The sequence below is a fragment of the Gloeomargarita sp. SRBZ-1_bins_9 genome, assembly GCA_039794565.1.
In the GTDB taxonomy this organism is placed as follows: Bacteria; Cyanobacteriota; Cyanobacteriia; order Gloeomargaritales; family Gloeomargaritaceae; genus Gloeomargarita.
Genome location: JAUQVX010000010.1, coordinates 33,364 through 53,606, shown reverse-complemented (window position 1 = coordinate 53,606; position 20,243 = coordinate 33,364). Strand labels below are relative to the sequence as shown.

The window sequence follows — 20,243 nt, the reverse complement described above, 5'->3', positions numbered from 1 at the left end:
GCGTTACAACGGCAAATGGATAAAGCGGTCATCTTGCCAGCGCAGGCGATAGAGGCGTTGGTTACGAGCATTGACGACCACCACATCCCGTCCCACCCGGGGTAATTGGTAGGTCAAGGTAGGGTCAAAGGGCACAGGCAACAATTGCCGGGTCACATTGCGCCACTGGCCCTGTTGATAGTCCAATAGGAGCAGGAGGGATTTCCCCGATCGGTCGCCGAAATTCGGGTTGTAGGGTACGCTAAAGGCTGCCAGGTACTGGCCGTTGCGCTTGCGAAAAATGGCAAACTCAAACCGTTCTGGGTTATCCTTCGCCTGATAGCGGATGTAGCCATGGTCCGTATCCACCAGGGCCTGTTGTAAATAGCGTTGGCGGTTGGCAGAAGACCCCAAGGGCAGCACCGTCTCCGGAATCCCTAAAAAGTGTTCTTGTACAGTACGAAATGGTTGGGTAAGCGCTCTAAAAGGGACCAACAGCAACCAAGCAGCCCATCCCCAAGTCAACCAGCGACGGCTGATCCTTTGGATGTCCCTGGCCCCGCCCCTATCCATGGCCATAACCCCTGTCCCAGCTACCCGCTCAAATCAGGTTCAGTTCTCGTAAATGCTGGCGCACCGTTTCGTAAATCGTCAACACATGGTCATCGTGGAGCCGGTAAATGACGTGGCGACCCTGGCGTTGTCCCTGCACTACCCCCATCGCCCGTAAGGTACGCAACTGGTGCGAAACCGCCGATTGGCTCATTTGCAGCAAATTCACCAAATCCCCGACGCAGTGGGGTCCCGTCGCCAAAATGGACAAAATCCGTAACCGGTTTGGGTCGGCTAAAAAAGCCAGCCATTGGGCCATGCGCTGTGCCGTCGCCATATCGAGAACCGTAACAGGCGGTCGGGTCGGATGGTCTGATGCACTGCAAATTTCTACATCAGAAGTAAGGGCCATGGTCATCGTGGGCAAGTTCCCGCCGACTGCGAGCCAAAAGCGGACCTACCTCTGAGTATAGGTTGCCCGTCCTGCTGGCTTCCAGGTAGGTGGCCAGGACTAGGCGATAGGGATTCTGCTATGGTTAAAGAAAAAGCGAGAGGTTTATGGCCCAAGCTCCAAGCGGTAATCAGACCCTCGACAGTTGGGCGGCCTGGTTAAATCAAGGGGAAAGTCTAGCTCCTTCAGTGGCAACATCTGCCTCACCTGCAGTTAGCCAGGACAACGGGACGGAAACCGGTCACCTATCCCCCGAGTCCCCCATACCGGCGGCCGGCGCTCCCCGCGTGCCCAGTATCCAAGTTGAGATTGACGCCCTCAGCCAGGCCCTTCGTCGGCAAGACCACGACTCTATCCCGCGCCTCATCCAGACCATTGAACGCAACCACAGTGAGACAGAGCTGATTGAGATTTTGTTGGCGGCAACGATCAATCTGTGTCGTTAATCAGCAATGCCATCTGTGCTCCTTACGGTCACCTTGTCCTTTGTTGGTTTTAACCCTACTTTTTCGGCGAGGACGGCTGCCCTTGACTGGGGGGCCCTGTAGTTAATTCCCCGGCTACCCATTTTCCTGGTCCCCCTTTACTGGATGAGTTGGTCTGATGATTGTACTCAAAATAACCATCTGACGGGCACCTGCTCCGCTAATTTTAGAATGGGATCAGGTGTTTGACGGGCCGATATGCACTTTCATGACTATGACCCTGGCGACTTTTACGATGAATGGTTTGTGCGTAAGGGAGAACCCCGCCCCCACGTTGCCGCTTTAGTAGAACGCATTAATCAGCTACCTCCTGGTGAACTCCGTCAACGTCAACAAGCAGCCCAAGCCGTTTTGATGCAAATGGGGGTGACCTTTCAGGTGTATAACGACCCCGCTGCCCGGGAACGGATTTGGCCGTTTGATGTCATCCCCCGGGTGATTACGGCGCAGGAATGGGCCTATTTAGAACGGGGCGTTAAACAACGGGTAGCGGCCCTGAATTTATTCCTGCAGGACGTTTACCACGACCAAAAAATCATCAAAGATAGGGTAATTCCGGCAGATGTCATTTATTCATCCCAGGGCTACTTACCGGCCTGTCAAGGACTTTCCCCCCCGGGGGGTATCTGGTGTCATATCACTGGCAGTGACCTGGTTCGGGACCGGCAGGGTCATTGGTGGGTTCTAGAGGACAATTTGCGGGTACCTTCGGGCATCTCTTACGTCCTGGAAAACCGGCGGGTGATGAAAAATACCTTCCCTAAGGTCTTTCGCATGCTGAACATTCGCCCCACCGATGATTATCCGGGCCACCTGCTAGAGATGTTGCTGAGCTTGGCACCAGGCTATCTCGATGACCCCTGCGTAGTGGTGCTCACCCCTGGGGTCTATAACTCCGCCTACTTTGAACACTCGTTTTTGGCCCAACAAATGGGGGTGGAGTTGGTCGAGGGGCGGGATTTGGTGGTTGTTGATGGCTATGTGCAAATGCGCACCACCCGGGGGCTACAACGGGTGGACGTGATCTACCGCCGTATAGATGATGTGTTTCTCGACCCCCAGGTGTTTCGCGCCGATTCCCTGCTGGGGATCCCGGGCCTGATGGAGGTGTATCGCCAGGGACGGGTGGCCTTGGCCAATGCCCCGGGGACCGGTGTGGCCGATGACAAGGTGGTTTATGCCTATGTGCCGGATATGATCCGTTACTATCTGGGGGAGGAACCGCTCCTGCCCAATGTGCCCACCTATTTGTGCTGGCAAGAAGCGGACCGGGACTATGTATTAAAGCATCTGGATCAATTGGTGGTTAAATCTGCCAATGAGTCGGGAGGATACGGGATGTTAATGGGTCATACGGCTACCCCGGAGGAACGAGCAGCATTTGCCGAGAAAATTCAGCGTTTTCCCCGCAACTATATCGCTCAACCGGTCATTCCCTTATCCCGTGTGCCCACCATCGTGAATGACCATTTTGAGGGGCGTCATGTGGATTTGCGTCCCTATGTCCTGCACGGGCAAGAGATTTACGTGCATCCCGGCGGCTTGACCCGCGTGGCCCTGAAAAAAGGGTCATTGGTGGTCAATTCCTCCCAAGGGGGGGGCAGTAAGGATACGTGGGTCTTGGCGGAGTCCGCACCATGTTGAGTCGTGTGGCCCATGCCATTTACTGGCTAAATCGCTACATCGAACGCGCCGAAAATGTCGCCCGTTTTGTAGATGTCAATCTGAATTTAATCCTGGATTTGCCCCAGCCATCTGTCACCCAGTGGGAACCGTTGGTCATGGTCACCGGGGATTTGGCCCTGTTCCAGGAACGCTATGGACTACCCACCCAAGAACAGGTGATCCAGTTTCTGACCTTCGATGCCGATTACCCAAACTCTATCGTCTCTTGCCTATACATGGCTCGGGAAAATGCCCGTTCCGTGCGGGAAATCATTTCCTCAGAAATGTGGCAGGAGGTGAATTCCTTTTACTTGATGGTGCAAGAGGCTGCGGCCCACAGTCAGGAGGTGGATTTGTATCAGTTTTTCCAAGAGGTCAAACGGTCGAGCCATCGCTTTGCCGGTGTCATGGACGCCACCATGTCCCACAACGAAGCCTGGCATTTTGGCCAGATGGGGCGTCTGTTAGAACGGGCAGATAAAACAACGCGCATTGTGGATGTAAAGTACTACGTATTGCTGCCGTCAGTGCAGGATGTGGGAACCACGCTGGATGAAATTCAGTGGATCGCCCTACTCAAATCGGCCAGCGCCTACGAAATGTACCGCAAGCAGGGACGCCATCTGATTACGCCTAGGCTGGTGGCCGAGTTTTTACTCCTGAATCGGGAGTTTCCCCGGTCGGTCCTGTTTTGCCTGCGCCAATTGGACCATTCCCTGCGGCGGATCACGGGCACGGCCCTACCGGACTGGCACATCGCCGTGGAACGTCGCCTGGGTCGCCTGTGTGCCGATTTAGAGTACATCACGATTGATGAGATTATCCAGGGGGGGTTGCACGAATTCCTCGACCGACTCCTGGTGGAGTTTAATCGCCTGGATGACACCATTTTCGAGACTTTTTTTGCCCTGCGTCCTGAACCGGCCGGCCAAGCCTGAGGGGTAACTGATGCCCCTAAGGAGAGTCGGGATGCCCTCAGCCCCCTCGATTGGCTTCAAACCGCTACCGGTGTGGGTTCGACCGCAGGCGCGAGGCTAGGCGGCATTTTGACCTGGCTCAACCAGTGGTGCAGCTTGTCCCCCTCGATCACTTCCGTTTCCAGGATTTCCTGGGCCATCGCTTCCAGTATCTCCCGGTTGTACCGGAGGATCTCTAGGGCCTGTTGATGCCCCTGATCCACGATTTCCCGCACTTCCTGGTCAATCAACCGGGCGGTTTCTTCGCTCATGGCCCGCCGCATTTCCATGGCATTGCCCAGGAACAGGTTTTGCTGGCGCTGCTGGAAAGTCAGCGGACCCAAGACCTTGCTCATGCCGAAAGCCGTGACCATTCGTTCGGCCAGGTCCGTTGCCCGTTGCAGGTCATTGCTGGCGCCCGTGGTCACTTGCCCAAACACCAGCTCCTCGGCAGCTCGACCGCCCAACAGGGTGGCAATCTGTCCCCGCAACTCCGGCTCCGTTTGCAGGAAACGGTCCTCCGTCGGCAGTTGCAACGTGTAGCCCAAGGCTGCCATACCCCGGGGGACGATGGAAATTTTCTCCACCTTACCCGACCCCGGCATCAGGGAACCCACTAGGGCATGCCCCACCTCGTGGTAGGCGACGATGCGTTTTTCATTCTCGGTCAGCACGCGGCTCTTTTTCTCCAAACCGGCCACCACCCGCTCAATGGCCTCGCTGAAGTCCGCCATGGTCACCTGGTCCCGTTGGTTCCGGGCCGCCAACAACGCCGCTTCGTTGACCAAATTAGCCAAATCCGCACCGGCAAAACCGGGCGTCCGGGCGGCAATTTTGTGCAAGTCCACATCCGGTCCTAATTTCACCTTGGCGGCATGGATTTTGAGGATGGCCTCCCGTCCGGCGAGGTCGGGCCGGTCCACCAGCACTTGCCGGTCAAAGCGTCCAGGTCGCAGGAGCGCCGGGTCGAGGGTTTCGGGCCGGTTGGTAGCCGCCAGGACAATCACGGTCGCCTTGGAGCTGTCAAACCCGTCCATCTCGGTAAGTAACTGGTTCAGGGTTTGCTCCCGCTCGTCATTACCGCCGTAGAACCCCACACTGCTGCGGGATTTGCCGATGGCGTCCAACTCGTCAATGAAAATAATGCAAGGGGCCTGCTTCTTGGCTTGCTCGAACAAATCCCGCACCCGGGCCGAACCGACCCCCACAAACAATTCCACAAACTCCGAACCGGAAATGCTGAAAAACGGCACCTTGGCTTCACCCGCCACCGCCCGGGCCAAGAGGGTTTTCCCGGTTCCCGGCGGTCCCACCAGCAGCACCCCCTTGGGAATTTTGGCCCCAATGCGGATATAGCGCTCCGGCGACTTGAGAAAGTCCACAATTTCCACCAACTCGGCCTTGGCCTCGTCACAACCGGCTACATCCGCAAAGGTAACCTTGCCCACTTCCCCCTCAACATAGACCCTGGCCCGGCTCTTGCTGATGGACAGGGCACCCTGGGGACCCCCCGCCCCGCGACCCAGGAAAAACTGCCAGATGGCCACAAAAATCAGCGGCGGCAACACCCACCCCAGCAGACTGGTCAACCAGTTATTGCGCGGCGGCGGTACAGCAGCAAACTCCACGCCATGGTCCTCTAACCGCTGGGGCAGGTTCAGGTCAAAAATCGGCGTTGTGGCTAGCACTTGACCGCCAAACTCCGGACGCAACTGGTAGCGAATCTCATTTTGACCAACGGAAGCCCGGGCAACTTGGCCCTCCTCCACCTGGTGAATAAACAGACTGTAGGGGACTTGGGGGATGCGAGGCCCCAGTAACCCCGGCAAAAATAGATTCAGCAGTAAAAAGCCAATACCGATGAGAAAGAGAATGTTACCAATGGCCCGGGGGCCGGGAACTTGGGGAGATTTTTTTATCGCCATATCTGCCAATTTCAGCCCATCTCTTGTTTACCAGTATAGTCGAGCCGCCGGACCAAAGGTCGGGGGAGGAAAACCCTACCCGTTGTCGCCAGCGGGAAAAACACGGTAAGATGAGGCTGGTTTACAAAACGCAATCTACTGCTGCCGCGTTGGGGTGAACGCCATGACCGTCGCTTATCCCCGGAAGTTCGGAGAATGGAGCGCCCGGGCTGTTTTGGATCAGGTGGTACGGGACCGGGAGATTCATTTAATCACCCTCAATCGTTACCGGTTTAGTGAGCAGCGCAGTTGCAAGGACTTGACGGATCTGGTGGAGCGCCTGGACGGTCGGCCCCCGGAACTGGTGCGGGATTTATCGCGGCATATCAGCGACGAGGCTCGCCACGCCATGTGGTTGACAGATTTGCTGTGCGACTTGGGCGCTCCTGTGGGCAAGCCCCCCGGCACGAGCTACATTGACCAGTTTGAGGCCCTCTTGGATGCTGACGCCCATACCCCGGGCACCGATGAATTTATCATTTCCTCCCTGGCGGCGATTAACGTGACCGAGAAGCGGGGATGTGAGTATTTTTCCGCTCATATTGCGGCCTTGCGGCAAGCACCCCAGACGGCGGAAAATGTGGCTATCCGGGCGACTCTGGAACGGATTTTCCCGGAGGAGGCGGCCCACGTGCGTTGGGGGAATCGGTGGCTGGCCCAGTTGGCGCGCCAAAGTCCAGAACACCGGCGGTTAGTCGAGCAGGCCAAGCGGCGTTATAGTGCGATTGAGCAGGCGGCCTTCGAGGCGGGTATGGATATTACGTTGGGGGCGGAACTGCGGCGGGTTGAGCGATTGGTGAACATTGCCAGCACCCTACCGGTGTGGGAACGGCCGGGCTATTTGATCGAGCGGTTGCCGTCGGCCCTGTTGGCGCCCGATTTGCAGCGCACCCGTATAGACATCCTGCAGCGGGCCTGGCAGCGGGACCCCCAAAAGTTCATCGAGCGGTTTATTCCTCTTTTCCTCAATCCCCATCCCCCCTCACCCCCAAGCAGACAACGCCCATGAAGAAGGTGGAAATTTACACCTGGCGTACCTGCCCATTTTGCCTCCGGGCCAAGGCGCTGCTGGACCGCAAGGGGATTCCCTATGTCGAATACGCGATTGATGGGGATGAGCAGGCGCGGCAGCGGATGGCGGAGCGGGCCGGGGGTCGGCGTACGGTGCCCCAGATTTTTATCAATGGTCAGCCCATTGGCGGCTGTGAGGAACTGTACGCTCTAGAGCGGGCGGGGGAACTGGATCGGCTGTTGCAGGCATGAAATTGGCCTTTGTGATTGACCCCCTGGAGAAGTTGGACCCAGGCCATGACTCAACGGTGGCCTTAATGGAGGCAGCCAACCAACGGGGGCATGAGGTCTGGGTCACCACCATTGACCAACTCACTGTGCAGGGGGGACAAACCTGGGCCTGGCTATGGCCGGTTCAGATACAACCGGTGCGCATCCGGCAGGGACGCTATGAGATTCCCCAACCCTGGTATCGCCTGGGGGAACCGGCCTATTTGGCTTTGGGGGAAATGGCTGCGGTGTGGATGCGTAAAGACCCGCCAGTGGATACGGCCTATCTGTGGGCGACGTACCTGCTCGACTACGTGCCCCCTACCACCATGGTGATCAATCGGCCCAGCGCCTTGCGGGCAGCTAACGAAAAAATGTACGCCCTGCGCTTTGCCCACCTGCTGCCCCCTACCCTGGTCACCAGTCAACTGGCCCTGATCCGCAAATTTCTGGCGCGTTATGGGCCGGCGGTCCTCAAACCCCTGGGGGGCAAGGCGGGGGAAGGCATCCTGTATTTGGACCCGGCGGACCGCAACCTGGCATCGCTGGTGGAATTGAGTACGGCGGGGGGTCGGTTGCCGGTGATGGTGCAAATGTACTTGCCGGCGATTCGCCAGGGGGATAAACGGGTTATTTTGCTCGACGGGGAACCCATCGGCGCCGTGAACCGCATCCCTACCGGTCATGACTTTCGCGGCAATATGGCAGTTGGCGGTCAAGCCGTGGCGGCCGAGATCACCGACAGGGACCGGGAAATTGCGGCCGGTTTGCAACCGGTTTTGCAAGCAGCGGGATTGTATTTGGTGGGGATTGATGTGATTGGCGGTTTCTTAACGGAAATTAACGTCACCAGCCCTACGGGCATCCGTGAAATTGACCGGCTCAGCGGCACCCAGTTGGGGCAGGTGGTGATGGCCTGGCTGGAGGAAAAATGTTTAGGGACGGGGAAAAGTCCTACCCCTGTAACAGGGCTTTGACTTTGGCGAGCAATTGCTGGGGTTCAAAGGGCTTGACGATATAATCCGTTGCCCCCTGCCGCTTGGCCCATTGCTCATCAAAGGGTTCCCCCTTCGACGAACAGACCAAAATGGGCACCTCCGCCGTCGCCGATTCGGGCTTACGCAACTGGCGGATCAATTCATAGCCATTCATGACCGGCATCACCACATCGGTAATCACCAACTGGGGGATAGCTTGCTTAAGGCACTCGAGGGCTTCACTCCCGTTACTGGCGGCCATGACAGTTAAGCCGTTGTCCCGCAACAAACCTACGATCATCTCTCGCTGGGGGACGCTGTCTTCAACCACTAGAACCGTTCCCATGACCCTACCTGTTCCTTTGGCTGGTTTCCCTGATTTTACACCGAATGGAGGCCCTGGCCGTGCTGTTGACTGGCCCGTAACAGACTGCGCACCGTGCCGACCAACACCTGCGGTTCAAAGGGCTTGACGACATAGGCATTAGACCCCAACCGCTGCGCCCAGTGTTTGTCAAACTGTTCCCCCTTGACGCTGCACACCACCACCGGTACCTTGGCGAGCTCGGGGCGCTTGCGGACTTCCCGCAATAGCTCATAGCCATTCATATTGGGCATGACCACATCCAGAACGATCACGTCCGGGCGAATCGTCTTCAGCTTTTCCAGGGCTTCCCGGCCATCGGCTGCGGCAATCACCTGTAGGCCATCCCTCGCCAGGGTTTCGGCCATCATTTCCCGCTGGGTGCGCTGATCTTCCACCACCAATACTGTCGCCATAAGGACCCCGGCCCTATCGATGTACCTCTATTTTACACAGAACTCCTAGGCCCTCAAGTTGACTCTAGAAACCTGCTATACTGTCTTTACGTCTCAACCCAGCTTACGGTCGCAAGGCATCCAGAGGGCGGCAACAGTGCGGTATCTAGCGGAAATTCAGCGACGGACCAAGACCGGGTTTTTAGGGACGACGACCAGTACAGAGTTGAACGTTTTGGCAGTCCAACGGGGGGAACTGTGGGCCATGACCACCACCACCCTGACTGTGGCCTCTGCCGACGAAAAACGTCTGGAGAATACCTACGGCAACGGCGCTCTGGTGATTGTCGAGACCGATAGCAATAACAAGATACTACAAATAGAGGACGGCAAGCGGCATGTTCTGAACATTCTGCGCCAGATCAACCAACTGCAGGAGCGGGTGCAGCGGGTGGAGCAGGAGTCGGAGGAGATGCAGCAATCCCTCATGCTCCAGGCGCAGGAATTCCACCGGCGGCAGATGGAGCTAGAGGAGCGGATGGCCCAGGTGGAGCAAGCGGAGGAGGCGCTGAAGGATTTAGAGGAACAGCAACGTCAGCTACAGGCCATCCAGGCGGAGGTCGAGGCGCTGCAAGTAGAAATCCAGCAGAAGGAAGCAGCTCTGAGGCGGGCCTGGGAGGAACTCCAGCGGGAACGGGAGCAGTGGGAAGCCAACCGGGCGGGAATCCTCACCCACGACATGGCCCAGCAGATCATCAGTTGCGTTGACCAGTTACGCCAGGTGCCACTGGTTGCAGGCAGTCTCCAGCGTTGGCATGACCTCTTGGTGCAGCAGCAGCAGTTCCTCGAGCAGCAACACCATTGGCTCGACCAAGCTCAGGCCCAGGTATATGCCTTACAAGAACGGCTACAGCACCTGCAACCCCAATGGGCGGAATGGTACTCCCAGGAAGCCGAATTGCTGGCCCGGGAACGTTTAGTGGAACATTGGCAGGCGGAGAGCGAACAACTCCGGCAACGGTTGCAGGGGCTTGACCAGGCGGTCCATGACCAGGAACAGACCTGTAGACGACTCAAACATTTGGTAGGTGCCGGCGCCCTGGTGGATCGAGGGGCGTTGATGGCGATGGACTTAACGGAACTGGAAAAGGAAGTGCAAGAGAAGGAACAGGCGGTTCAAACACTCCGGGATTATTTGCGGGAGCAGGAAGAGGAGCTACGGATGCAACAGGAGGCGATTGATGAAATTCGCGCCAGGATTCAGCACGCCAATGACTACGAGCGCATTGACCTGGAAACTGAACTGGAAAGTGAGCAGCAGAGTTACCAACTTTTAGAGGCCTCTCTCCAGGGGCAGCGGGAAACCTTGGCGGAGCGGGAAGCGATCGCCCGCGCCTACCGACAGATTCTGGAACAACGCTTGGGACACACCCCGGTTAAGGACCAAACGTCGGACCTCGAACCTATCCTGGAGGCTGCAGAGCAACAGTGGCAACGCCTGAGTCAAGAGCGGCAGGTCTGTCAGCAGCAGCTTCAGGCCCGTCAGGCCCAGTTGCATCAATTGCGGGAACAGATGCAGCAGGAACGGGAGGCCCAGAGCCAGCGGCAGCAGGCCTTGGCCCACCAACAGCAGGAATGGGAGCAAACCCAGCAGCAACTGGAACAATTGCTGGGACGGATCCAGGCTTACCAGGAGTTATTGCCCCCCTGCCAGGACCACCTGCGTCAGCTCTGGGCGTGCTATCACCAGGTCAATCAGGGGATTGGGCAGGGTCAGGCCCCCGTTGTGGATGAATTACTGGGGCTGATACAGCAAGTCCTTCAGGGTTAATCGGTCATCACGAAAACGTCCCTTTGCACCATTACCCGTTTGCCTCCGGGGAGGGGAGCGGTTTGGGAGCGGTGGCCTGCGGTTACCAGGTGTCGCACCTGCTCGATGTGGTAAAAGGTCACGGGGCGACCCAGTTGTTTTTGCAGAAAAACCCGCAAGATATGCCGTTGGCCGGCCAAGGGCAACTGTGCCAATTTTCGTCGGTTTAGGGCTTGCCGCTGGGGGTCGTAGAGCTGGGGCCAGACCTGGTTGACCCACTGTTGCCAAAACTGCTGTTCGGCGGTGAGGATGTCGAGGGTTTGCAGCAGCTGTCGCTCGATTTGGGGGTTGAAATGGCGGCGTAGGTAAGGGATTAGCTCATGGCGAATGCGGTTGCGTCGGTGCTGGAGGGTTTGATTCGTGCTATCGGGCCAGATGGTTAACCCCTGGTGCTGGCAATAGGCGGCGGTTTCTTCCCGCGTGATGTCCCACAGGGGCCGGACCAACTGAATGCCGGGCGTTAATGGCCGTATGGGAACCAGGGCCACCAACCCGCTCAGCCCACTGCCCCGCCACAGGTTAAACAAAAATGTTTCCACTCGGTCGCTGGCGGTATGGCCGGTGGCGATGTAGGTGTACTGGTGTTGTTGGGCGATCTGCACCAGGGCCTGGTAGCGCCATTGGCGGGCGGCGGCTTCCTGCTGGGGTAAGTCGGTGGCTTGCACCAGGTGAAACGGGTAGCCGTAGCGTTGCGCTAATTCCCCGACGTACTGGGCGTTGGCAGTGCTATCGGGGCGCCAGCCGTGGTCGCAGTGGGCTACCCCCAGCACCCAGCCCCAGCGGGGACGCAAATGGTGCAGCACATCTAAGAGACATAGGGAATCTTGCCCACCGGAGACGGCCACTAGCACGCGGCTTTGGGCGGGTAGGGCGTGGGATTGCCGGAGAAATCGCTGCACCCGTCGCTGCAGGTTCATGGGCGCCAATAGGCGACGGTGGTGGTGGGGTCAGGCGTTTCCCAGCGTTGGATGTGGGGGTGCTGTGCTAGATAGGTCTGGACCGCTTGCCGGAGTCGCCCGCTGCCTTGGCCATGGATAATCCACCAGGCCCGTTGCCCCCCATGGAGCCGCTGGTTCAGTTGGTCGGGGACTTGTTCCACCCGCAGCCCCCGCAGGTCAATGGTGTTGTCCGGCGTTTGCACCGGTGGCGGTGAGGGTAGGGCCACGGGTTGTCCGTCTAAAGAGGTCACATCCTTGGCGTTGACGGTCACCCGCAGTTGTCCCAAACGCACCGTCATCTTGCCGTCCGCATCCGGTAGGCTGAGCACTTGCCCCACTTGCCCCAGTACCCGCACTGGCTGCCCAATTTGGGGGTTAAAGCCGACGGTAATGGTTTGAGGGGAGGGTTGATGGCGTCTTTGAATCTCGCCCAGGGTGGCGCTGGCTCGGTGGGCTTGCTGGGGGGTTACTCGCCGACCCTTGAGCCTTTGAATCACTTGGGCAATTTCCTGCTTGGCTTGGGCAATGGCTGCCTCCACCGCTTGGGTATGCTGTTCGGCGAGGGCCTGTTTTTGCCGCCGGAGTTCCTGGGCCTGTTGCCGGATTTGCTGATAGAGCTGTTCCGCCTGGGCCAGGAGGTCAGCGGCAGCTTGATTTTTCGCCACCTGTTCCTGACGGTGTTGCTCGATTTGTTGGAGGAGGTCGTTGAGTTCCCGGTGGTGGCTGTGCAGGTAGGATGCCGCCCGCTCCAGAATAGTGGGGTCCACGCCGAGCCGTCGGGCAATCTGGAGGGCCTGGGACCGGCCGGGAATGCCCCAGAGCAGATGGTACGTCGGGGCTAGGGTGACTTCATCAAAGGCCACGGAAACGTTCTCAAAACGGGGGTCGCGGTATTTGAGCAGCTTCAGTTCGCCGTAGTGGGAGGTGGCTAAGGTCAAACGAACCCGCTCGGCGCAGGTTTCTAGAATCGCCCGGGCCAAGGCCGTACCCTCGGTGGGGTCGGTGCCGGCGCCAATTTCGTCCAACAGCACCAGGGAGGTGGGGGTGGCCGCCTGGAGGATGCGGTTGATGCGGGTGATGTGGCCGGAAAAGGTGGAGAGATTCTGGCTGAGGGATTGCTCGTCGCCGATGTCGGCCAGGACTTGGTCAAACCAGGGCAGTTGCGCCGGAGCCGCCGCCGGGACATAAAGGCCTGCCTGGGCCATGAGCGCGACCAGTCCCAAGGTCTTTAGGGTGACGGTTTTGCCACCGGTGTTGGGGCCGGTGATCACCACCACCCGCACCTCTGCCGGGATCAGGATATCAATGGGGACCACGGGCCGACCCGCTTCGTGCTGGGCCTGCCACACTAGCAGGGGATGACGCACCTGGCGCAGTTGCACCGCCTCGCCCAAGACCGGGGGATGGCCCTTTAGCCAGCGACTGTAGTGACACCGGGCATAGGCCACATCCAGACGGGTTAACCCCTCGGCCAACAGACGCAGGTCATCGGCAACGGCAGCCACCTGATGGCTCAATTCCCGCCGCACGGCCTCGGCTAGTTCCTGCACCCGTTGCTGCTGGATGCGCCACTCGTTGTTCAAGGGAACTAAGCTCTGGGGTTCGATATAGTAGGTGGCCCCTGACGCCGAGGTATCGTGGACCAGACCGGGGATGGCGTCCTTGTGGCTGGCTTTGATGGGCAATACATACCGGTCGTGGCGCTGGGTGATCAGGGGTTCCTGGAGTGCCTGGGGGTGTTTGTGCATGAGCTGTTGCAGGGTTTGCCGGATGCGTTCTTCCGTGTACCGGCATTGCTGGCGGGCTTGGGCTAGGGCGGGACTGGCCCGGTCGGTCACCTCTCCCCCGTCGTCAATGCAGTGGAAAATCTGTTGCTCCAGATCAGGATGGGTGCGCCAGGGGTCCACTAGATCTTGTAAAACCGGGATGTCCCGCTGCCCAGCAATCTGCCGCCGCACCTGCCGGGCCGTTTGACACAAGTAAGCCAGAGACAGCAGTTCGTGGCCACTGAGCACCCCCCCCCGCTCAGCCCGTTCCAAGGTCGGGAGAACATCCTCCACCTTGGTCAAATCCAGGCGCACCCCCCGTTCCGCCAGAGTGTCTAGGGCCTGGGTTTCCGCCAGTAGGTGCAGGGCGGTGGCCTGGTCGGTTACCGGTTGCCAATGACGGGCGGCCCGCTGTCCAGTTTTGGTTTGGGCAAAAGTGGCTAGGTGTTCACACAGGCGCGGCCATTCCAGCAACTCCAGCGTCTCGCGGTGAATCTCCAGACTGTTCCCCATCCCACTTCCGACCCGGCACTGCTTTTGATCCTAGCGTGGGGGTCATGTCCTATAATGAAGCCTAGGTGAAATGACCGAGAGCAAGAACGACGATGACTGCGGTCTTTCCGGTTGAGATTCGCCATCGGGGACAGGTGTTTACCATCCAGGCGCCAGCCGACCGGACAATTTTGGATAGCGCTGCAGCTGCTGGCGTGGAGTTACCGTCCTCCTGTCGCGCCGGCATTTGTACGACTTGTGCAGCCCGCCTGATCAGCGGCACCGTGGATCAACCGGATGCCATGGGCTTAAGCCCGGCCCTGGTGGAACAGGGGTTTGCCTTGTTATGTGTGGCCTATCCCCGTTCACCCTTGGTGCTGGAAACGGACCAGGAAGAAACGGTTTACGAATTGCAGTTCGGCCAGTTTCAAAAACAAAAGGCAGCCAAGTCCTAGGCTCCCAAAAATCAGGTCTTCGTGTATGGGGATGAGGATGGTTGCAGTCGGGGGTTGTTTTCCCTGAAATCCCGTCCTAACCACCGGTGGGAAACGGCCACCCGTGAGGCCTGCCGGTCACCAGCCTTCATCCCAGGCCAAGGTATAGTGAATCAATGGTTTTGCCGGTGAGGGCAGGTGACCGTTGCCGATTGGGTGGTTGTGGGGCTTTATCTGGTGGGCAGTCTGGCGGTAGGGCTGTACCTGGCGCGCCGGGGCAGCCGCAACCTGGAGGAGTTTTTTGTGTCGGGGCGGGCACTGCCCTGGTGGCTAGCCGGTACCAGCATGGCGGCCACGACCTTTTCCATCGATACCCCCCTGTACGTATGCGGTTTGGTGGCCAAACGGGGCGTGGCAGGCAACTGGGAATGGTGGAGTTTCGCCTTGACCCACGTGGTGCTGATTTACCTGTTTGCGCGGCTGTGGCGGCGGGCGGCAATCATCACCGATGCGGAATTGACGGAACTGCGCTATGGGGGTAGGGGGGCAGCGCTTTTACGGGCTACTAAGGCGTTTTTGTTTGCGGTGCCTCTGAACTGTATCGGCATGGGCTACGGGATCCTGGCGGCTGTCAAGGTTATGGATGGGCTGGATATCTGGACCAGCTTGGGGATAGACCCGGGACCCCAGGGCAAGCTGTGGAGCGTGATAGCCCTCAGCCTCCTGGTGCTGGTGTACGCCGGGGTGGCGGGTCTGTGGGGGGTGGTGGTGACGGATTTGCTGCAGTTTGTCTTGGCCCTGGCGGGAGCGGTGGTGGTGGCGGTGGCGGCGCTGCAACGGGTAGGGGGCATGGCCCAAGTAGTGACCCATTTCCAGGGCACGGCCATGTTGCAGCTCTGGCCCTGGGGGGAACAGGCCGGACTGTCCGCCAGCACCTTGTTGGCCTATGTCTTTGTGCAGTGGTGGGCTTTCCGACGCAGCGACGGTGGGGGAGAATTCATCCAACGCCTGGCCGCCACCCGCAATGAACAGGAAGCCGAACGGGCCGCCTGGTGGTTTAACTTGCTGCATTATGTGGTGCGCACCTGGCCCTGGGTGATCGTGGCCCTGGTGGCTCGCATGCTCTACCCGGATTTGCCGGACCCGGAGTTGGGTTACCCCCGCCTGATGCGGGATTTCCTGCCGCCGGTGCTGTTGGGACTGGTGGTGGCCTCCCTGCTGGCGGCGTTTATGAGCACCATGTCCACCCTGATTAACTGGGGGGCGTCCTACCTGACCTGGGATTTGTACCAGCGCTTTCTTCGCCCCCAGGCCAGCCAGGCGGAATTGGTGGCGGTCGGGCAGCTCTCGTCGGTGCTGGTGACGGCGTTGGCGGGGTTGGCGGCATTTTATGCCCAGGAGGTGACGACGGTGTTTCGCCTGGTGATTGCCATGGGTACGGGGCCGGGTTTGGTGCTCATCCTGCGCTGGTTTTGGTGGCGCATCAACGCGGCGGCGGAATGGACGGCCCTGGTGGCGGGCTTAGGGATTGGCCTGGGAACAACGGTGGCGCCCCTTATCCGCATCGAAGATTTTGGCTGGCGATTGCTGGTCACCACGGGGTTAACGGCCCTGGCCTGGTCGGTGGTGATGTACTGCACGCCCCCGGAAAGGGAAGAGACCTTAAATGCCTTCTACCGCCGGATTCGCCCTGGGGGACCGGGATGGCGGCGACAACGGGAAGCAACGGGATTGCCCCCTTTACAGGACTTGGGCTGGGATGTGCAACGCACCCTCGCCGGGGTGGGTCTGCTCCTGGGGACGCTCCTGGGGATGGGGGGGGTCTTGCTCTGGCAACCGATAACCGGCTGGACCTGCTGGAGCCTGGCGGTGCTCTCCGGCTGGTGGCTGCATCGCCTGCAACGCCGGGGACAGCCCCAGAAACAATAGAATTTCTTAATGGGAGCCAAAACAATTCTTAACTAGATTAAGAGAGGCGGGCGGTGCGGTGACCCATGAGCAAGCGGGGCGGGATTGATCACCTGCGACGGTATGACCCCAAGGTGATTGCAGCTTACTACCGGTGGCGCTTCTGGCGGGTCTGGGGGCGGTTGATCCAGGTGGGGTGGGCCATGGCCCAGTTTCTGGCGGCGCTGGGGTGGGACCGTCTCACGGGGCGAGAAGTCCAAAATCGGCCCCAGCGGGCGGCGCAACTGCGGCAATTGATTACCCACTTGGGGCCAACCTTCATCAAAGTGGGGCAAGCCCTGTCCACCCGGCCTGACCTGGTGCGGCGGGATTATCTGGAGGAACTAACGTTACTGCAGGACCAGTTGCCATCCTTTCCCAACGCCGTCGCCTACCAAATTATCGAGAGCGAACTGGGACGGCCCGTGTCGGAAATCTACGAAGAGTTATCGCCGGAACCGGTGGCGGCGGCCAGTTTGGGGCAGGTCTATCGGGGGCGCCTGCGCACGGGGGAAGAGGTAGCGGTCAAGGTGCAGCGACCGGGCCTGATCCCCATTCTCACCCTGGACCTGTATATCCTGCGGGAGCTGGCCCACTGGTTGCAGCCCTGGTTACCCATTCACATGAAGGACGATTTGCGCTCCATTGTGGATGAATTTGGCCGTAAGTTGTTTGAGGAAATTGATTACCTGCACGAGGCCTGTAATGCGGAAAAATTTGCCGACAATTTTCGGGATGACCCGACGATTAAAGTCCCGAAAATTTACTGGGCCTATAGTAACCACCGGGTGTTGACCCTGGAGTGGATTCACGGTTATAAACTCACCGATGCGGAGGTGGTGAAAAAAGTTGGGATCGAAATGCACCAGTTCGTGCAAATTGGGGTGCGGGCGGGACTACGGCAGTTGTTGGAGTTCGGCTTTTTCCACGCTGACCCCCACCCGGGCAATTTATTTCTCACCACCGACGGCAAATTGGCCTACATTGACTTTGGTATGATGGACCAGTTGACCCAGGAGGCGAAGGAACAAATTGCCGATGCCCTGGTGCATCTGGTCAACCGGGATTACGTGGAATTGGCCAAGGATTTTGTAAGGCTAGGATTTTTGCCACCGGATACGGACATCACCCCCATCGTGCCGGCCCTGGAAAACCTGTGGCAGCATGCGGTAGGGACCCAACTGCGGGATTTTCGCTTCAAGCAGGCCACGGATGAGTTTTCCGATTTAATGTATCGCTACCCCTTTCGGGTGCCGGCCCATTTTGCCTTGATCATTCGCTCCCTGGTGACCCAAGAGGGGATAGCCATGACCTTGGACCCGAATTTTCGCATTGTGGATGCGGCCTATCCCTATGTGGCCCAGCGTTTGCTCACCGGGGAAACTCCGGCCTTCCGGCGGCGGCTGATGGAGGTCTTATTCAAGGACAATCGGTTCCAATGGCAGCGGCTGGAAAGTTTACTCGCGGTGGCCCAAGAAGCGGGGGACCTCAACCTGCAACCCCTGTTGGGACCGGCGCTGCGTTACTTGTTGTCGGAAGAGGGGCGATTTTTGCGAACCCAGCTGGTTTTGGCCCTGACGGAAGATGACCGGTTGCACCTGGAGGAGGTGGGGCGGCTGTGGCGTCTAGTGCAGGGATACCTCCGGCCAAGGGTACTGTGGGAATCGCTGCTGCTTAATGGCCACCAGCGGTCTGCCAATGGGCAACCTACGCCCCAGACCCCCAGCACCCAGTCAAACACCCCCCTTTCTCTCTGAGAATCGTAACAATTGTTCACATTACTCTGGCTTGCGTTAACATCAAAACAAAGACAGTTGGGCTAAGGAGTGGGTTCGGTGAACAAGCGGTGGCGCAACGTTGGGCTGTACGTGTTGCTGGCGATTGTGGTGGTGGCTCTTGGGACGGCCTTTTTAGACCGGCGCCCGCAGGTGGAGGTGTGGCGCTATAGCCAATTTATTGATGCGGTGCAGGCGGGGCAGGTGGCCAAGGTGAGCATCACGTCGGACCGAACTCAGGCGGAGGTGGTGCGCCAGGACGGCACCCGGGTGATGGTGAATTTGCCCAATGACCCGGATTTGATCAACATCCTCACGGAGAAGAATGTGGATATTTCTGTAGTGCCCCGGCGGGAAGAAGGGTTCTGGTTCCGGGCGTTGAGCAGCCTGTTTTTGCCAGTGCTGTTGCTGCTGGGGTTGTTTTTCCTGCTGCGGCGGGCGCAGGCGGGTCCCGGCTCCCAGGCGATGAATTTTGGCAAGTCCCGGGCCCGGGTGCACATGGAACCCCAAACCCAGGTGACTTTTGCCGACGTAGCGGGGATTGACCAGGCGAAGCTGGAATTGGCGGAGGTGGTGGATTTTCTCAAGAATGCGGAGCGTTTTACGGCGGTAGGGGCCAAGATTCCCAAGGGGGTGCTGCTGGTGGGACCGCCGGGGACCGGGAAAACGTTGCTGGCGCGGGCAGTGGCCGGGGAAGCGGGGGTGCCCTTCTTTAGTATCTCGGGTTCGGAATTCGTGGAGATGTTTGTGGGGGTGGGGGCGTCTCGGGTGCGGGATTTGTTTGAACAGGCCAAGCAACATGCCCCCTGCATTGTGTTCATTGATGAGATTGATGCGGTGGGTCGCCAACGGGGGGCTGGTTTGGGGGGTGGCAACGACGAGCGGGAGCAGACCCTGAACCAGTTGCTCACGGAAATGGATGGGTTTGAGGGCAACAGTGGCATTATTGTGATTGCGGCGACCAACCGGCCCGATGTGCTGGATGCGGCCCTGTTGCGGCCTGGACGGTTTGACCGGCAGGTGGTGGTGGACCGCCCGGACTACAAGGGACGGCTGGAGATTCTCAAGGTGCACGCCCGGGGGAAGGTGCTGGCACCGGATGTGGATTTGGAAAAGATTGCGCGTCGCACGCCGGGGTTTACGGGGGCGGATTTGGCCAACTTGCTCAACGAGGCGGCTATCCTGGCGGCCCGGCGCTCCCTGACGGAAATTTCCATGGATGAAATCAACGACGCGATTGACCGTATCCTGGCAGGGCCGGAGAAAAAGGACCGGGTGATGAGCGAGAAGCGCAAAACCCTGGTGGCCTACCACGAAGCTGGTCATGCTCTGGTGGGGGCTTTGACGCCGGATTACGACCCGGTGCAGAAGATCAGTATTATCCCCCGGGGGCGGGCCGGTGGGCTGACCTGGTTTACCCCCAACGAGGACCGGATGGACTCGGGGCTGTATAGCCGCAGTTACCTGGAAAACCAGATGGCGGTGGCTTTGGGGGGCCGGGTGGCGGAAGAGATTGTCTTTGGGGAAGAGGAGGTGACCACCGGAGCGGCCAATGACCTGCAACAGGTGGCGCGGGTGGCGCGGCAGATGGTGATGCGCTACGGCATGAGCGAGCGGGTGGGGCAGGTGTCTTTGGGGCGCAGTCAAGGTGGCATGTTCCTGGGGCGGGAAATTGCCCTGGAGCGGGATTTCTCGGAGGAAACGGCGGCCCTGATTGACGAGGAGGTACGGGCGTTGGTGGAGCGGGCTTATCAAAAGGCCAAGTATGTGCTCACTCACAACCGGGCGCTCCTGGACAAGCTGGCGCAACTACTGGTGGAAAAGGAAACGGTGGACGCGGAGGAGCTGCAGGCGCTGATTGATAGCCACGAGGTGGTCATGGCGCCTTTGAGTTAGTTCCCGTGTCGCAACAAAACGTTACAAGGGTTGGGCGGTGGAGCCAACAGCGGGGC

At 59.1% G+C, this 20,243-nt stretch carries 18 protein-coding genes; 11 read left to right on the top strand and 7 right to left on the bottom strand.

Annotated features, from left to right (window positions below; genetic code table 11):
* Positions 1-3: 3 nt before the first annotated feature.
* Positions 4-558, bottom strand: coding sequence for a hypothetical protein (locus Q6L55_09235; protein MEN9258892.1), 555 nt, complete (start codon positions 556-558; stop codon positions 4-6).
* 22 nt (positions 559-580) lie between these two features.
* A complete protein-coding gene (locus tag Q6L55_09230) occupies positions 581-868 on the bottom strand; it encodes a metalloregulator ArsR/SmtB family transcription factor (protein MEN9258891.1) in 288 nt (95 codons plus the stop codon).
* A 221-nt stretch (positions 869-1,089) separates the two neighbouring features.
* On the opposite strand from Q6L55_09230, the gene Q6L55_09225 reads away from it, so the two are divergent.
* The 3 genes from Q6L55_09225 (at position 1,090) to Q6L55_09215 (ending at position 4,070) form a co-directional block, all read left to right on the top strand.
* On the top strand, positions 1,090-1,428 hold the full coding sequence (locus Q6L55_09225) for a hypothetical protein (protein MEN9258890.1): 339 nt from the start codon (positions 1,090-1,092) through the stop codon (positions 1,426-1,428).
* A gap of 237 nt (positions 1,429-1,665) precedes the next feature.
* On the top strand, positions 1,666-3,111 hold the full coding sequence (locus Q6L55_09220) for a circularly permuted type 2 ATP-grasp protein (GenBank protein ID MEN9258889.1): 1,446 nt from the start codon (positions 1,666-1,668) through the stop codon (positions 3,109-3,111).
* Positions 3,105-4,070 (top strand): alpha-E domain-containing protein, encoded by a 966-nt coding sequence (locus Q6L55_09215; GenBank protein MEN9258888.1) that lies wholly within the window; start codon positions 3,105-3,107, stop codon positions 4,068-4,070. Before Q6L55_09220 ends, Q6L55_09215 begins: the two co-directional genes overlap by 7 nt.
* A 56-nt stretch (positions 4,071-4,126) precedes the next feature.
* On the opposite strand, the gene ftsH is transcribed toward Q6L55_09215, so the two are convergent.
* Entirely contained in the window at positions 4,127-6,013 is a 1,887-nt protein-coding gene (ftsH, locus tag Q6L55_09210; GenBank protein ID MEN9258887.1) for an ATP-dependent zinc metalloprotease FtsH, read from the bottom strand.
* 163 nt (positions 6,014-6,176) lie between these two features.
* On the opposite strand from ftsH, the gene Q6L55_09205 reads away from it, so the two are divergent.
* The 3 genes from Q6L55_09205 to gshB are packed head-to-tail and all read left to right on the top strand — an operon-like array spanning position 6,177 to position 8,310.
* Positions 6,177-7,061, top strand: a complete 885-nt coding sequence (locus Q6L55_09205) for a ferritin-like domain-containing protein (protein ID MEN9258886.1) — start codon at positions 6,177-6,179, stop codon at positions 7,059-7,061.
* Positions 7,058-7,315, top strand: coding sequence for a glutaredoxin 3 (gene grxC / locus Q6L55_09200; GenBank protein ID MEN9258885.1), 258 nt, complete (start codon positions 7,058-7,060; stop codon positions 7,313-7,315). Before Q6L55_09205 ends, grxC begins: the two co-directional genes overlap by 4 nt.
* Positions 7,312-8,310: a glutathione synthase gene (gene gshB / locus Q6L55_09195; GenBank protein MEN9258884.1), complete on the top strand. Its 999-nt coding sequence runs from the start codon at positions 7,312-7,314 to the stop codon at positions 8,308-8,310. Before grxC ends, gshB begins: the two co-directional genes overlap by 4 nt.
* On the opposite strand, the gene Q6L55_09190 is transcribed toward gshB, so the two are convergent.
* Together Q6L55_09190 and Q6L55_09185 are read right to left on the bottom strand one after the other, a co-directional pair.
* Complete coding sequence (locus tag Q6L55_09190; GenBank protein MEN9258883.1) at positions 8,288-8,656, bottom strand: response regulator; 369 nt, start codon at positions 8,654-8,656, stop codon at positions 8,288-8,290. The two genes, gshB and Q6L55_09190, sit on opposite strands and share 23 nt — an antisense overlap.
* A gap of 35 nt (positions 8,657-8,691) precedes the next feature.
* The gene (locus tag Q6L55_09185) at positions 8,692-9,090 is read right to left on the bottom strand and encodes a response regulator (GenBank protein MEN9258882.1); all 399 of its coding nucleotides are present in this window, start codon (positions 9,088-9,090) and stop codon (positions 8,692-8,694) included.
* A 136-nt stretch (positions 9,091-9,226) separates the two neighbouring features.
* Here Q6L55_09185 and hmpF point away from each other — a divergent pair, with 136 nt between their 5' ends.
* Complete coding sequence (hmpF, locus tag Q6L55_09180) at positions 9,227-10,900, top strand: pilus motility taxis protein HmpF (protein ID MEN9258881.1); 1,674 nt, start codon at positions 9,227-9,229, stop codon at positions 10,898-10,900.
* Here the strand turns inward: hmpF and tilS are convergent.
* Positions 10,897-11,856, bottom strand: a complete 960-nt coding sequence (gene tilS / locus Q6L55_09175; protein MEN9258880.1) for a tRNA lysidine(34) synthetase TilS — start codon at positions 11,854-11,856, stop codon at positions 10,897-10,899. The genes hmpF and tilS overlap by 4 nt on opposite strands.
* On the bottom strand, positions 11,853-14,156 hold the full coding sequence (locus Q6L55_09170; protein ID MEN9258879.1) for an endonuclease MutS2: 2,304 nt from the start codon (positions 14,154-14,156) through the stop codon (positions 11,853-11,855). The genes tilS and Q6L55_09170 overlap by 4 nt, the downstream gene beginning before the upstream one ends.
* 92 nt (positions 14,157-14,248) lie before the next feature.
* On the opposite strand from Q6L55_09170, the gene Q6L55_09165 reads away from it, so the two are divergent.
* From Q6L55_09165 to ftsH3, 4 genes are all read left to right on the top strand, one after another.
* Positions 14,249-14,590, top strand: a complete 342-nt coding sequence (locus tag Q6L55_09165) for a 2Fe-2S iron-sulfur cluster-binding protein (GenBank protein ID MEN9258878.1) — start codon at positions 14,249-14,251, stop codon at positions 14,588-14,590.
* Between the two features lie 177 nt (positions 14,591-14,767).
* The gene (locus Q6L55_09160; protein ID MEN9258877.1) at positions 14,768-16,498 is read left to right on the top strand and encodes a sodium:solute symporter family protein; all 1,731 of its coding nucleotides are present in this window, start codon (positions 14,768-14,770) and stop codon (positions 16,496-16,498) included.
* Between the two features lie 65 nt (positions 16,499-16,563).
* Complete coding sequence (locus Q6L55_09155) at positions 16,564-18,273, top strand: AarF/ABC1/UbiB kinase family protein (GenBank protein ID MEN9258876.1); 1,710 nt, start codon at positions 16,564-16,566, stop codon at positions 18,271-18,273.
* 78 nt (positions 18,274-18,351) lie between these two features.
* On the top strand, positions 18,352-20,187 hold the full coding sequence (gene ftsH3 / locus Q6L55_09150; GenBank protein ID MEN9258875.1) for an ATP-dependent zinc metalloprotease FtsH3: 1,836 nt from the start codon (positions 18,352-18,354) through the stop codon (positions 20,185-20,187).
* Positions 20,188-20,243 lie beyond the last annotated feature (56 nt).